The 12,874-nt window shown below is 59.8% G+C and carries 12 protein-coding genes; 11 read left to right on the forward strand and 1 reads right to left on the reverse strand.

Annotated features, from left to right (window positions below; genetic code table 11):
* The first annotated feature begins 8 nt into the window (after positions 1–8).
* Positions 9–644 (forward strand): LON peptidase substrate-binding domain-containing protein, encoded by a 636-nt coding sequence (locus DBV10_RS10730; protein ID WP_124513395.1) that lies wholly within the window; start codon positions 9–11, stop codon positions 642–644.
* Between the two features lie 21 nt (positions 645–665).
* Here DBV10_RS10730 and DBV10_RS10735 read toward each other — a convergent pair whose 3' ends face one another.
* The gene (locus DBV10_RS10735) at positions 666–2,459 is read right to left on the reverse strand and encodes a nucleoside-diphosphate sugar epimerase/dehydratase (protein WP_233589887.1); all 1,794 of its coding nucleotides are present in this window, start codon (positions 2,457–2,459) and stop codon (positions 666–668) included.
* 122 nt (positions 2,460–2,581) lie between these two features.
* Between DBV10_RS10735 and pseB the strand changes: the two genes are divergently transcribed.
* The 10 genes from pseB to DBV10_RS10785 are packed head-to-tail and all read left to right on the forward strand — an operon-like array spanning position 2,582 to position 12,864.
* Positions 2,582–3,592, forward strand: coding sequence for a UDP-N-acetylglucosamine 4,6-dehydratase (inverting) (gene pseB / locus DBV10_RS10740; RefSeq protein WP_124513397.1), 1,011 nt, complete (start codon positions 2,582–2,584; stop codon positions 3,590–3,592).
* Between the two features lie 10 nt (positions 3,593–3,602).
* Positions 3,603–4,769, forward strand: a complete 1,167-nt coding sequence (gene pseC / locus DBV10_RS10745) for a UDP-4-amino-4,6-dideoxy-N-acetyl-beta-L-altrosamine transaminase (protein WP_124513400.1) — start codon at positions 3,603–3,605, stop codon at positions 4,767–4,769.
* Complete coding sequence (pseF, locus tag DBV10_RS10750; RefSeq protein WP_124513402.1) at positions 4,766–5,458, forward strand: pseudaminic acid cytidylyltransferase; 693 nt, start codon at positions 4,766–4,768, stop codon at positions 5,456–5,458. Before pseC ends, pseF begins: the two co-directional genes overlap by 4 nt.
* The gene (pseG, locus tag DBV10_RS10755; protein ID WP_124513404.1) at positions 5,455–6,954 is read left to right on the forward strand and encodes a UDP-2,4-diacetamido-2,4,6-trideoxy-beta-L-altropyranose hydrolase; all 1,500 of its coding nucleotides are present in this window, start codon (positions 5,455–5,457) and stop codon (positions 6,952–6,954) included. Before pseF ends, pseG begins: the two co-directional genes overlap by 4 nt.
* Entirely contained in the window at positions 6,951–8,012 is a 1,062-nt protein-coding gene (gene pseI / locus DBV10_RS10760) for a pseudaminic acid synthase (protein WP_124513406.1), read from the forward strand. The genes pseG and pseI overlap by 4 nt, the downstream gene beginning before the upstream one ends.
* A 5-nt stretch (positions 8,013–8,017) precedes the next feature.
* Positions 8,018–9,013: a Gfo/Idh/MocA family protein gene (locus tag DBV10_RS10765; RefSeq protein ID WP_124513408.1), complete on the forward strand. Its 996-nt coding sequence runs from the start codon at positions 8,018–8,020 to the stop codon at positions 9,011–9,013.
* The gene (locus tag DBV10_RS10770; protein ID WP_124513410.1) at positions 9,010–10,305 is read left to right on the forward strand and encodes a DegT/DnrJ/EryC1/StrS aminotransferase family protein; all 1,296 of its coding nucleotides are present in this window, start codon (positions 9,010–9,012) and stop codon (positions 10,303–10,305) included. The genes DBV10_RS10765 and DBV10_RS10770 overlap by 4 nt, the downstream gene beginning before the upstream one ends.
* Before the next feature lie 6 nt (positions 10,306–10,311).
* The gene (locus DBV10_RS10775) at positions 10,312–10,857 is read left to right on the forward strand and encodes a GNAT family N-acetyltransferase (protein WP_124513413.1); all 546 of its coding nucleotides are present in this window, start codon (positions 10,312–10,314) and stop codon (positions 10,855–10,857) included.
* Complete coding sequence (locus tag DBV10_RS10780; protein ID WP_124513415.1) at positions 10,829–11,731, forward strand: hypothetical protein; 903 nt, start codon at positions 10,829–10,831, stop codon at positions 11,729–11,731. Before DBV10_RS10775 ends, DBV10_RS10780 begins: the two co-directional genes overlap by 29 nt.
* A complete protein-coding gene (locus tag DBV10_RS10785; protein WP_199740085.1) occupies positions 11,659–12,864 on the forward strand; it encodes an N-acetyl sugar amidotransferase in 1,206 nt (401 codons plus the stop codon). Before DBV10_RS10780 ends, DBV10_RS10785 begins: the two co-directional genes overlap by 73 nt.
* The last annotated feature ends 10 nt before the right edge of the window (positions 12,865–12,874 follow it).

The raw sequence follows: 12,874 nt of genomic DNA on the forward strand, positions 1-12,874 counted from the left end.
CCCCCTTCATGACACAGCCCCTCACCCTGTCCTCCTTACCGCTTTTTCCCCTGGGCTCCGTGCTGTTCCCGGGCGGCGTGCTCGCCCTGCGCGTGTTCGAGGTGCGGTATCTGGACATGGTGCGCAAATGCCACCAGGCCGGCGCCCCCTTCGGCGTGGTGGCGCTTACCCAAGGCCATGAGGTGCGCCAGGCTGGCGCGCCGGAAGAACGCTTCCATGACATCGGAACCTTGGCCGTCATCGAGCACATCGAGCACCCGCAGCCCGGGTTGATCACCCTGCAGTGCCGAGGCAGCCAGCGCTTTCGCATCACCCGGCGCCACCACCTGCCCCACGGCCTGTGGACTGCCGACGTGGGCCACATAGACCCGGACCTCACAGTCCCCATCCCCGACGATCTCAAGAAGGCGGCAATTGCACTGGCGCAGGTGCTGTACACCCTTCAGCAACGCGACCCCGCCCCCCACAGCGCCATCACCCCCACCGCCGCACAACTGGACGACTGCGGCTGGGTAGCAAACCGCTGGTGCGAACTGCTCCCTGTGCCGCCGGAACTCAAGCAACGGCTGATGGAGCTTGACAACCCGTTGGTGCGGCTGGAGTTGGTGGGGGATGTGTTGGAGCGGACGGGGATTGCGCAATAGACGCGGAAGCCAGCGCTTGCCTTAGCGGGCGGTGTACTCCGGCACTTGCGTCTGCAACCATGAACGGAGTGCAGACGCCGATGGCTCCACTCCCAGGTCCGCAATACTCTGACACACCGCCTCAGGATTCACACCACCGAAAGCATCGGTTTTGGCGACATGCAACTTGGGGTGAGGCGTAGGCTCGGTGGTCTCCCCGTTGGCCAGCAACTCCTCGTACAGCTTCTCACCGGGCCTCAGGCCCGTGAAAACGATAGGAATCTCCTGCTCGGTTTTTCCCGACAAACGAACAAGAATTCTGGCCAGCTCCACGATCTTGACCGGCTCCCCCATATCCAGCACAAAAATTTGCCCCGACTGCCCCATCAGACCGGCCTGCAAGACCAGCTGGGCGGCCTCTGGAATGGTCATGAAGTAACGGACGATATCGGGATGGGTCACGGTCAGCGGCCCACCGCGCGAAATCTGCTCGGTAAACAAGGGGACGACCGACCCGCTCGAACCCAACACGTTTCCAAATCGCACCGCCACAAAGCGCGTCCCAGGGTGCTCGGAAGCCACCGCTTGCATCACCCGCTCCGCAAGCCTCTTGGTGGCCCCCATGACATTGGTTGGGTTCACGGCCTTGTCCGTAGAGATCAGCACAAAACGCGCAGCCCCAACCGAAGCCGCCACACGAGCGGCATTCATGGTGCCCAAGACATTGGTGCGCAATGCCTCGATTTCGTTGAGCGATTCCATCAGCGGGACGTGCTTGTAGGCTGCCGCATGGAACACCACCGTCGGCCGATGAAGACGCGCAATGGCATGCAGGCGCTCAACCTCACGCACGTTAGCGGTGTAGTACATGCCCTGCATCTGCGGGTGTGCTTCGCGCAGTTCCTGCTCCAACTGGTAGATAGCGAACTCAGACACATCCACACAAACCAGACGCGCCACACCAAAACGCGCAATCTGGCGGCACAGCTCGGAGCCAATGGAGCCGCCAGCACCGGTCACAAGTACACATGTACCAGCAAACAGATCTGACAAGCCCTTGGCGTCCAGTTGCACCTGAACGCGACCCAACAGGTCTTCCAACTCTATGCGACGCGGCCCGACACTCTCGGTTCGAAGCCATTCATCGGGTCGAGGCATGGCCAGCAGCGCGAGACCCGCATCGCTGGAATACTTCAGGACCTCACCACGCCCCTCAGATCCCGCAGGGCTGGCCAACAAGGCCGTGCGCACATCAACGGAGCGCGCAATAGAGTCGATGTTGGCGGTGGTGCCAAGCACTGGCACCCCCTGCAACGAGCGCCCTTGCTCGGACTCTAAGTGCGACACGATACCCACGGGGTGCCAATGACCCGAGCCTTTGAGCGCCCGCAGTGCATCGGCAGCATCCTGGAGCGCCCCCACGATCAGAATGGGCCGAGTGCCCGTCGGCAAAACGGCCCGCTCGAAGAGCGTGCGCCAAGCTGCGCGTGCAGCCACCAAAAGCATCAAAACTATCAGGGGATGGAGCAGCAAGACAGAACGGGGAAAGCTCGGCACACGCAGCATCAGCACCGCGGCTGAGGTCAAAAGAGACGCGAGAAGTACAGCGATCGCCAACTGACGCAACTCAGACAACCCGATGTAGCGCCAGACTTGTCGATGTACTCCCATACCAACGAAGGCGACCCCGTATGACCCCACAGCTAGCAAAGCCGACTCAACAGCCATAGAGCTGAACTCATCAGGCACATCCAGATTGAAACGCAGCCAGAACGACAACACCCAAGCTAGAAGAATGAGTGCAGTGTCCAGGGCAAGCAGGACTAGCGAAGACAAGCGGACAGCGGTACGGTTTGGCAGCACAGTGAGGGAGGGCGCGCTGGAAGTTTGGCGGCACGCCCGGGAGTCACGCGTGCAAACGTCGTTGATAATAACAAGAGAGCATTCGTGGGACCTTCATGCTGACCGACAAATCCATTCTCGTTACCGGCGGAACCGGGTCTTTTGGCAAAGCGTTCGTGCGTACCGTACTAGAACGCTATCCCGAGGTACGAAGACTCGTTATCTTCTCGCGTGACGAGCTCAAGCAGTATGAAATGCAGCAGGTGTTCCCGGCCAGCCAGTTCCCCTGCTTACGTTACTTCATTGGTGACGTGCGCGACGAAGCTCGCTTGCGGCGTGCACTGGAAGGAATCGACATCGTTGTGCATGCTGCAGCCCTCAAGCAGGTGCCTGCAGCAGAGTACAACCCGTTCGAATGTATCAAGACCAATGTGCTCGGCGCCCAGAACCTCATCGAGGCCTGCCTATCCAACGGCGTACAGCGCGTGGTTGCACTCTCAACAGACAAGGCCGCAGCGCCGGTAAACCTCTACGGCGCCACAAAACTCTGCTCCGACAAACTCTTCATTGCGGCCAACAACATCAAAGGCAATCGGGACATCCGTTTCAGCGTTGTACGCTACGGAAACGTGATGGGAAGCCGTGGCTCCGTCATCCCCTTCTTTCTGGAGCGACGCAAGAGCGGTGTGCTGCCGATCACCGACCCTCGCATGACCCGATTCAACATCTCCCTGCAGGAAGGCGTGGACATGGTCCTCTGGTCTATCGAGCACGCTTGGGGTGGAGAAGTGCTGGTGCCCAAAATTCCGTCGTACCGCATCACCGATGTGGCAACAGCCGTGGCACCAAATTGCCGACAGGAAATCATCGGCATTCGCCCAGGCGAGAAAATCCACGAGGAGATGATCACATCAAGTGATGCGGCAAGCACTGTCGACCTAGGAGGTTACTACGCCATCCTACCGCTGGCAGGCCAATTCACGTTGGAAGAATACCGCACAAAAACCGGCGCAAAGCAAGTGGAGCCGGGCTTCGCCTACGACAGCGGCAAAAACCCAGAATTTCTGTCGGTAGACCAACTGTGCAAACTTATCGACAGGTACGTCGCCAGCCCCACGGCGATGTGAGCGTGCCCGCATGTATATACCCTACAGCTGCCAGCAAATCACAGAAGAAGACATCGCGGCCGTCGCCGCAGTTTTGAAGTCGGAGTATCTCACCCAGGGCCCGGCGGTCACGGCCTTCGAGACTGCTTTCGCAGCGCGCCATGAGGTGGCGCACGCGGTAGCCGTGGCCAACGCCACAGCAGCGTTGCACATCGGCTGCCTCGCGCTAGGCGTCGGACCGGGCTCCTTGGTATGGACAACACCGAACACGTTCCTGGCCTCTGCGAACTGCGCGCTCTACTGCGGCGCGGCTATCGACTTCGTAGACATGGACGGTGCCACACGCAACATCAGTGTGGCGGCGCTCACGGTTAAGCTGAAGAAGGCGGAAGCAGACGGCCGCCTCCCATCCCTGCTGATCCCCGTCGATTTCTCCGGCCTGCCCTGCGACATGCGCGAGATCCGAGCCCTCGCAGACCGCTACGGTTTCCGCATTCTGGAGGACGCGTCCCACGCCGCCGGTGCTTCGTACCTGGGCCGCCCCGTGGGCAGCGCCTGGGCCGACCTCACCGTGTTCAGTTTTCATGCCGTCAAGATCGTCACCACCGCCGAAGGCGGCATCATTACAACCCAGGACGATGCCCTTGCCGCCAAGCTGCGCTTGCTTCGCTCACATGGAATGACACGAGATCCCGCGCAGATGGACCATGCGCCTGAAGGCGCCTGGTACTACGAACAACAGCAGCTCGGTTTCAACTACCGCCTCACCGATCTGCAGGCAGCGCTGGGAGCGTCTCAGCTGAAACGCATTGACGCGCTACAGGCAGAACGCATGGAGCTCGCCAACCGCTACGACAAACTCCTCGCGAAGCTGCCCCTTCACCTCCCCCCCAGACTGGCGGAACGCGAGTCCGCCTGGCACCTCTACACAGTGGAAATCGACCCACTGCGCACGCGCGCGCACCGTGCGACCGTGTTCGCTCGCCTGCGCGAGAATGGGGTCGGCGTGAACGTGCACTACATCCCCGTGCACCTGCAACCCTACTACGCGCGGCTCGGCTTTCGTAGCGGAGAGTTCCCCGCCGCGGAGAACTACTACGCTCACACAATCTCGCTACCACTCTTCCCTGCCATGACGCACGCCCAGCAGGACCACGTGGTGGACAGTCTCACGGTAGCCCTGCGGGAGGCGGCATGAAGCTCGCAGTCATTCCCGCGCGCGGAGGCAGCAAGCGGATCCCACGCAAGAACATCAAAACCTTCGGTAACAAACCGATGATCGGCCACGCCATCCACACAGCCAAGGCTAGTGGCCTATTCGACGCAGTGATCGTTTCCACCGACGACACAGAGATCGCTCAAACCGCACGAGACCTGGGTGCTACCACCCCTTTCATGCGCCCCGCAGATCTGGCGGACGACTACACACCCACGGTACCGGTTATCGCGCACGCCATCCGTGCCTGCCAAAAACTCGAGTGGCATGTAGAGCAAGTGTGTTGCATCTACCCGGGCGTTCCCTTCATGCATGCAGACGACCTTCGCACTGCGCTGGCAGTGCTGGAGGATGGCGCCACCTACGCCTTCCCCGTCACCCCATTCCCATCTCCCATTCAGCGCGCACTGAGATGCGATGCAAGCGGCACGACAACACCGTTCTTCCCGGAGTACGCGGCCACCCGCACACAAGACCTTCCACCAGCCTATCACGATGCCGGACAGTTCTATTGGGGGCGTGCCAGCGCCTGGCTTAGCGGTTTGAATATCCATATCCATGGCCGCACGATCGTCTTGCCACACTGGCGCGTAATAGATATAGACACATCCGAGGACTGGGAACGCGCAGAGCTGATGTACCGCGCACTGGAGCAGAAAGCACCCCAATGAAAGTGGCCGTCCGGGCTGACGCGGGGCCCGCCATGGGCAGCGGGCACATCATGCGCTGCCTCTGCTTGGCAGACGCTTTGAGAGTACGCGGCGCTCGGGTCACCTTCCTCTGCCGGTCGCTTCCACCCCATCTGGCAAATGCCATCACCGCTGGCGGGCACTCCCTGTGCACTCTGCCATTGCTTACCACCGACGACGCACCGCAAAACAACTGGCCCGAGGACAGGCAAACCAAGGATGCCCATGCCACGTGCGAGGCCCTGGAGGGGCTTGTGCCCGACTGGCTTGTTGTTGACCACTACGGACTTGGCCGAGAATGGGAAAACGTACTGCGACCTGCTGTCCGGCGTCTCATGGTCATCGACGACTTGGCACGGCCCCACAATTGCGACCTCCTACTCGACATCAACCTCCAGGCTCAACCGCAGACGCGGTACGAAGGTCGTGTCCCGACTACAACGCGACTCCTGCTGGGACCCCGCTTCGCCCTCCTGCGCCCCGAATTTCGTGCCGCGCACAAGAAAGCACCCCCGCGCGCCGGCACAGTGCGGCGTCTACTCGTCTTCATGGGAGGCATGGACGCGGGCAATGCGACCGGCACAGTACTTCAGGCCATCGCTCTGACTGCGCAGCGTGGACTCGCACTGGACGTCGTGATCGGCACATCACATCCCGCGCGCGAGGCCATCACAGCCTTTTGCGCCGCATGGCCCCGCGCCAGATGCCATGTTCAAACGGATCAAATGGCGAACCTCCTCGCGAGGTGCGATCTCGCAATCGGTGCCGGCGGTGGTGCAACATGGGAGCGTTGTTGCTTAGGAGTGCCTACCCTGGCTCTTGCGCTGGCAGACAACCAGCGCACACAACTGGGTGCGCTTGCAGCTGCAGGCTTGGCCTACGTACCCGACGACCCACCGCCCGAAGCGGTACGACTATCCTCACACCTACTAGCGCTCCTAGACAACAGTTCGCTGCGTAAGGCGATGTCCGAAGCGGGTATGGCACTGGTCGATGGACGGGGCGCGGAGCGCGTCTCGAGCACGATGATCGCCGGACTATTGCGACTGAGACCCGCCGTACCAGGCGATAGTGCTCGCATCCTCGAATGGCGCAATGCGCCGCGCGTGCGCGAGATGTCTCTGGACAACACAGAGATTTCGGCGCCCCTGCATGAGCGCTGGTTTGAGCAAGTACTGGCGGCATCCGACCGCGTGCTGCTCATCGGTGAAGATGACGAAGGCCCCGCCGGGGTCGTGCGATTTGATCTGAGTGAGGGCAGAGCCACCATTTCCATTTACCTCGCTCAGGAACGCTTCGGCCAGGGACTTGGCCCAGGCCTACTGCGCGCCGCGGAAGACTGGCTCGCAGTGAGCCACCCAGAAATCCTCTGGGTCCATGCACAGGTGCAAGCAGTCAACGCGGCCTCACTGCATTTGTTCGAGCAAGGCGGCTACCGCCTGGATTCCTATCATTTTTCCAGGAAAATTCAAGCATGAACGCCCAGGACGACATCGTCATTGCAGGAAAGCACATAGGGCCCGGCCATCCCCCCTTTATCATCGCGGAGATGTCGGGCAACCACAACCAGTCATTGGACCGAGCGATGGCATTGGTAGAGGCCGCAGCGCGCGCCGGTGCACACGCATTGAAGCTACAGACATACACGGCAGATACCATGACGCTGGATGTCCAGAACGAGGGGTTTCAAATTCGTGACCCTGACAGCCTCTGGAAGGAGGCCTCGCTCTATAAGCTTTACCAGCAGGCCTACACCCCCTGGGAATGGCATAAGCCAATCTTCGCCCGTGCAAAGCAGCTTGGGCTGATCGCGTTCAGTACCCCATTCGACGAGACAGCCGTCGATTTTCTAGAAAGCATTGAAACCCCCTGTTACAAAATCGCGTCATTCGAAAACACCGACCTTCCACTGATCCGCCGAGTCGCACGTACAGGAAAGCCCGTCATCATCTCAACTGGCATGGCCTCTGTGGCCGAGTTGGACGAGAGCGTACGTGCAGCGAGAAAAGCCGGCTGCCATAGCCTCGTGCTCCTCAAGTGCACCAGCACCTACCCAGCCACGCCAGAGAACACAAACGTATCCACCATTCCCCACATGCGTGCACTCTTTGGCTGCCAAGTCGGGCTTTCGGATCACACCATGGGCGTAGGCGCCTCCGTGGCGGGTGTGGCACTAGGTGCCACTGTGATCGAAAAACACTTCACGCTCCGTCGCGCGGACGGTGGAGTCGACAGCGCCTTCTCTCTCGAACCTGAAGAACTTGCTCAACTCGTCGTTGAAACAGGCCGGGCTTGGCAGAGCTTGGGTACCGTGCATTACGGCCCCACAGAGGCTGAGCGCAACTCCTTGCAGTTCCGTCGCTCCCTCTATGTCGTAAAAGACCTCGCACCCGGCGATGAACTCACTACCGCAAACGTCCGCGCAATTCGCCCAGGTTTTGGCCTTCCACCCCGCCACCTCGAAGAGGTGCTCGGCTCCCGCGTCACCCATGCAGTAAAGCGGGGCACACCGCTTTCCTGGTCGCTGCTAAGGTAAGCGGCTTGAAACTCCTAGACGTCCTCATCGTCGGCTGCGGGAACATCGCTGGAGGTTTCGATGCAAACCGCCCCTCAAGCGATTTACCGCTTACCCACGCGGGCGCATTTGGCAGGAATCCCGGCTTTGCTCTAGCGGCTTGCGTGGAGCCCAACGACGCAAAACGCGAAGCCTTCATGGCACGCTGGAACATCCCCACAGGGTTCGCCAGCCTCACCCAGGTGCTTGCAGCGAACCTGCGCCCCAAAGTCGTCAGCATTTGCAGTCCGACAGCGGCGCACGCGAATGACATCCAGACAGCGCTCGCCCTAAAGCCTCGTATTATCTTTTGCGAAAAGCCCGTCACGATGTCCGCGGCCGAAACGGAGCATTGGGTGAACACTTGTCAGCAGAGCGGCGTACTGCTCGCAGTGAACCACACGCGGCGCTGGGCGCCGGACGTAATCCGGCTGAAGACCATGCTGGACTCCGGCGAATGGGGTAGTTTGCGTTCTCTGAATGCTGTCTACAACAAAGGTATTCTGAACAACGGCGGGCACATGATTGACCTAGTGCAGTACCTTGCAGGTCCTCTGACCGTCCTCTGTGCAGGGGTGCCTGTCCATGACCATTGGTCAGACGACCCCACGGTCCCTGCATTGCTAAGCACAGACAAGGGCGTGCCATGCAGTCTGAACGTAGCCCATTCCAACGACTACGCGATCTTCGAGCTAGAACTGGTCACAGCAAATGGCGTGCTGACCATGGAAAATGGTGGAATGAACTGGCGTGTCCGCCGGACGATACAAAGCCCATACTTTCAGGGCTATCGCGCCCTCGGCCCAGCCGTGGAGACCGTCGGTGAGTACGCCCTGGCGATGAGCTCTGCAGTTGCAAACCTGTATGGGGCCGTGACGCGCGGTGAACCGCTCGCCAGCGATGGGACCAGTGCGCTTTCGGCCCAGCGCGTATGCCAAAAAATACGCGAAGCAGCCGCAGCCCCCCAAGGAACACCGATATGACAATACCCCTTTCAAAATCCCAGCTCGCCATCAACGGCGGCCCTCCCACCATTGCCCAGCCGCTAGAACTCTTTCACAGCGTTGGAGAAGAAGAAGCGCAAGCTGCTGTTGAAGTGATCCGCAGTGGTGTTCTATCCGCCTACGTCGGCGCACCTGGTGATTTTTTTATGGGCGGCCCGCGCGTCCGTCGGCTTGAAGCGCAAGCCGCCGAATACTTCGGCGTGAAGCATGCAGTAGCTGTGAACTCATGGACCTCAGGCCTCATTGCAAGCATCGGCGCTATCGGAGTAGAACCAGGCGATGAAATCATCACCACGCCTTGGACAATGGCTGCAACCGCGACGGCCATCCTTCACTGGAACGCGATCCCCGTCTTCGCAGACATAGACCCGGTGAGCTACAACATCGACCCCGCAAGCGTCGAACGTCTCATCTCACCGCGTACACGTGGCATCATGGCCGTGGACATCTTCGGCCAATCATGCGACATCGACGCACTGCGCGCCATCGCGACCAAGCATCAGATCAAGTTGCTGGTCGACACGGCTCAATCTCCAGGCGCGTTGTACAAGGGACGCCATGCAGGCACGCAAGCAGACATCGGTGGCTACAGCCTCAATTACCATAAGCACATCCATAGCGGCGAGGGCGGCATCATCGTCACCAACGACGACCACTTAGCCGAACGCACCCGCCTCATCCGCAACCACGCCGAGTGCGTGGTGCAGCCCACATCACCAGCGGATCTGTCCAACATGTTGGGGTACAACTTCCGTATGGGCGAAATCGAGGCAGCTATTGCCTCGGTGCAATTGGGCAAGCTCAAGGAACGTGTGGCAAGCCGCCAACGCGCTGCGGCCGAGCTGAGCGCAGCGCTCGCGGGCCTCGAAGGACTGAGCACGCCCGTCGTTTCCGAAAACTGCACTCACGTCTACTACGTGTATGGCCTGCACATCGACATCGACGCACTCGGCGTAAGCCGCCAGCGTATCGCAGAGGCGCTGCGTGCAGAAGGCGTGCCGGGTGTTATGACGGGTTACCAAAATGTGCATATGTATCCGATGTTCCAGCAGAAGATCGCATACGGCACTAGCGGCTTCCCCTGGACTTCACCCTACTGCACACGCGAAGTTAACTATGATTTTGGCATTTGCCCTGTTGCCGAGGATCTCCACACGCGCACGTTCATCGGCCTAAATCTATGCATGTGCGAGTTCCAAAGCTCTGATATCCAGCGAGTCGCCATGGCTTTCCACAAAATCTGGAGCCAGTTGAACGCGCTCAAGGACTGACTACCGATGCCAACATCGGACGCATTCGTCGAACTGGCAGGCCAGCGAGTAGTACTGCGCACGTTCGTCCCTGCCGACCTGACCGATCAGTACATTAATTGGCTTAATGACCCACAAACTATGCGCTGGAGCAACCAGCGCTTCCGGCACCACGACCGCGCCTCATGCGAGCTCTTCCTCGCCCATTTCGCGCAGGGGCCCAGTCATTTCCTCAGTATCAGAGAGTCGCTGACCGGCTTTGCACTTGGTACTGCAACGGCGTACGTCTCGCTACCCCACGGTACGGCCGACGTAGGCATTCTGCTAGGGGAACGCAGTTTCTGGGGCCTAGGCTATGGTCAGGATGCCTGGAACACGCTGCTGGAATGGCTGTCGGCACAACCGAAGATACGCAAGATCACCGCAGGTACGTTAGCCTGCAACAAGCCTATGGTGCGACTGATAGAGAAATCGGGCATGCAGCTTGAGGGCACACGGCGGAGCCAGGAAATCGTTGAGGGCAACGAGGAAGACATCCTGCTGTATGCAAGGTTCCGGCGTGATACAGCTTGAGGGGCCGCTTGTACTCGTCTGCCACGATGCGGGAGCTGCGAATCTAGCGCTTTCGTGGATTGAAGCCCTGCAATTAGCACACCCGCTTGAATGTCGAGCTGTGCTGCAGGGTCCTGCTGCCGCGCTTGCTGCAAATTTTCAGCTGGATATACAGACTTTCGTCGAAACTGCGAGCGCGCTCAGGGGCGCAAGCTTGTTGATTAGCGGCACGGGCTGGGCCAGCGTTCTGGAGCATCAAGCCCGCGCCCTGGCTTACGCTGGTGGTGTACACAGCATTGCGGTGCTGGACCACTGGGTAAACTACCGCGACCGCTTTGCGCGCAACGGGCAAGTGGTTCTTCCTGACGAAATCTGGGTTGCAGATCACGATGCCCACACATTGGCCACACGTCAGTTCCCAGATGTGAAAATCGTCCTGCAGTCCAATCTGTACCTGCAAAGACAATTGCGTGAGATCGGTCCACCGCCAACCATCGGCGAAGTGCTGTATTTGCTGGAACCTGCACGCAGCGACTGGGGCCGGCAGATTCCTGGCGAATTTCAGGCGCTTGACTACTTCATGCAGCACAGCAGCCGAGCTGGCATTCCAGTCGGCACGCCAGTGCGGCTACGTCCTCATCCTTCAGATGCTCCAGGCAAGTACGATCGCTGGCTTCGCGAACACACCGGCGCAGCGACCCTGGCCCCCCCAGCCCCACTTGCAGCAGATCTAGACCGAGCCACATGGGTCGCTGGCTGCGAAACGGCCGCTCTAGCTATCGCGATTGCGGCTGGGCGCCGCACAGTTTGTACACTCCCCCCATGGGCACCGCCGTGCCGCCTGCCACAGCAGGAGCTCATTCACCTCCAGAAGTTGGTGCCCACGACACAATGAAATACTGCACGCAGTGCCTCCAGCCCGACACCCGTCCCAACACCGTTTTCACGGATGCGGGACTGTGCCCAGCCTGCGACTACTTTGCCCACCTGCGTCATGTAGATTGGCAGGAACGCTATGAAATCCTGGAAGATCTACTCGCACAATACCCTCGCAAGCAGGGCCAGTTCGACTGCATCATCGGCGTCAGTGGCGGAAAGGACAGCACGCGCCAAGCCCTGTGGGTACGTGACAAGCTGGGCCTCAAACCGCTTCTGGCCTGCCTGAGCTATCCACCACAGCAGGTAACCCAGCGCGGTGTAGACAACATATCCAACCTCATCGAACAAGGCTTCGACGTGGTGATAGCAGCTCCTGCACCCGAGACCTGGCGTTTACTGATGAGGGAGTCGTTCACACGCTTTACCAACTGGGCGCGCTCGACTGAACTCGCGCTTTTCAGTTCCGTTCCCCAACTGGCCATCCGTTACAACGTGCCGCTGATTTTGTGGGGGGAAAACCCCGGACTGCAGTTAGGTGACCTCAAGACGCTTGGCCGTACAGGCTACGACGGCAACAATCTGCGCAATATGAATACTCTGTCCGGTGGCGCAATGGCATGGATGACAGAAACACCTGGCGTGGATCTGCGCAATTTGCAGGCCTATCGCTATCCCGCACCACAGGAGTTCGACCAGCACCGCTTACAAATAATCTACTTAGGTTGGTTTCTTGGCGACTGGTCGCTGGTAAACAACGGCATGTACTCGTGCACCAACGGGTTGGACATTCGCACCGATACCGTGGAAAACACGGGTGACCTACTCGGCATTACCTCCCTAGATGAAGATTGGGTGACGCTCAACCAGATGATCAAATACTACAAGTTTGGATTTGGACGCGTCACCGACTACGTAAACGAGGAAATCCGGCTAGGCAGACTCACGCGCGAACAGGGCATCGGGCTGGTCGAGCAGTACGATGACGCCTGCGCGCCCTCGTACATAAAGAGCTTCTGCGACTACATTGGTATCAACGTAGACGCCTTCTGGGCCCAGGTCCATAGCAGCGTCAACCGTACACTTTTCGATGTCGACGCAGTCACAGGTCGTATCAACCGGCGCTATAGGGTGGGAGCAGGACTACCGTGAGGCAACCTAC

Source organism: Acidovorax sp. FJL06 (assembly GCF_003852545.1).
GTDB lineage: Bacteria > Pseudomonadota > Gammaproteobacteria > Burkholderiales > Burkholderiaceae_C > Acidovorax.

What these genes read in the sequence shown, in the direction of transcription:
- DBV10_RS10730 (WP_124513395.1), top strand. Translation starts at nt 9, where the DNA reads ATGACACAGCCCCTCACCCTGTCCTCCTTACCGCTTTTTCCCCTGGGC.
- pseB (WP_124513397.1), top strand. Translation starts at nt 2,582, where the DNA reads ATGCTGACCGACAAATCCATTCTCGTTACCGGCGGAACCGGGTCTTTT.
- pseC (WP_124513400.1), top strand. Translation starts at nt 3,603, where the DNA reads ATGTATATACCCTACAGCTGCCAGCAAATCACAGAAGAAGACATCGCG.
- pseF (WP_124513402.1), top strand. Translation starts at nt 4,766, where the DNA reads ATGAAGCTCGCAGTCATTCCCGCGCGCGGAGGCAGCAAGCGGATCCCA.
- pseG (WP_124513404.1), top strand. Translation starts at nt 5,455, where the DNA reads ATGAAAGTGGCCGTCCGGGCTGACGCGGGGCCCGCCATGGGCAGCGGG.
- pseI (WP_124513406.1), top strand. Translation starts at nt 6,951, where the DNA reads ATGAACGCCCAGGACGACATCGTCATTGCAGGAAAGCACATAGGGCCC.
- DBV10_RS10770 (WP_124513410.1), top strand. Translation starts at nt 9,010, where the DNA reads ATGACAATACCCCTTTCAAAATCCCAGCTCGCCATCAACGGCGGCCCT.
- DBV10_RS10775 (WP_124513413.1), top strand. Translation starts at nt 10,312, where the DNA reads ATGCCAACATCGGACGCATTCGTCGAACTGGCAGGCCAGCGAGTAGTA.
- DBV10_RS10780 (WP_124513415.1), top strand. Translation starts at nt 10,829, where the DNA reads ATGCAAGGTTCCGGCGTGATACAGCTTGAGGGGCCGCTTGTACTCGTC.
- DBV10_RS10785 (WP_199740085.1), top strand. Translation starts at nt 11,659, where the DNA reads ATGGGCACCGCCGTGCCGCCTGCCACAGCAGGAGCTCATTCACCTCCA.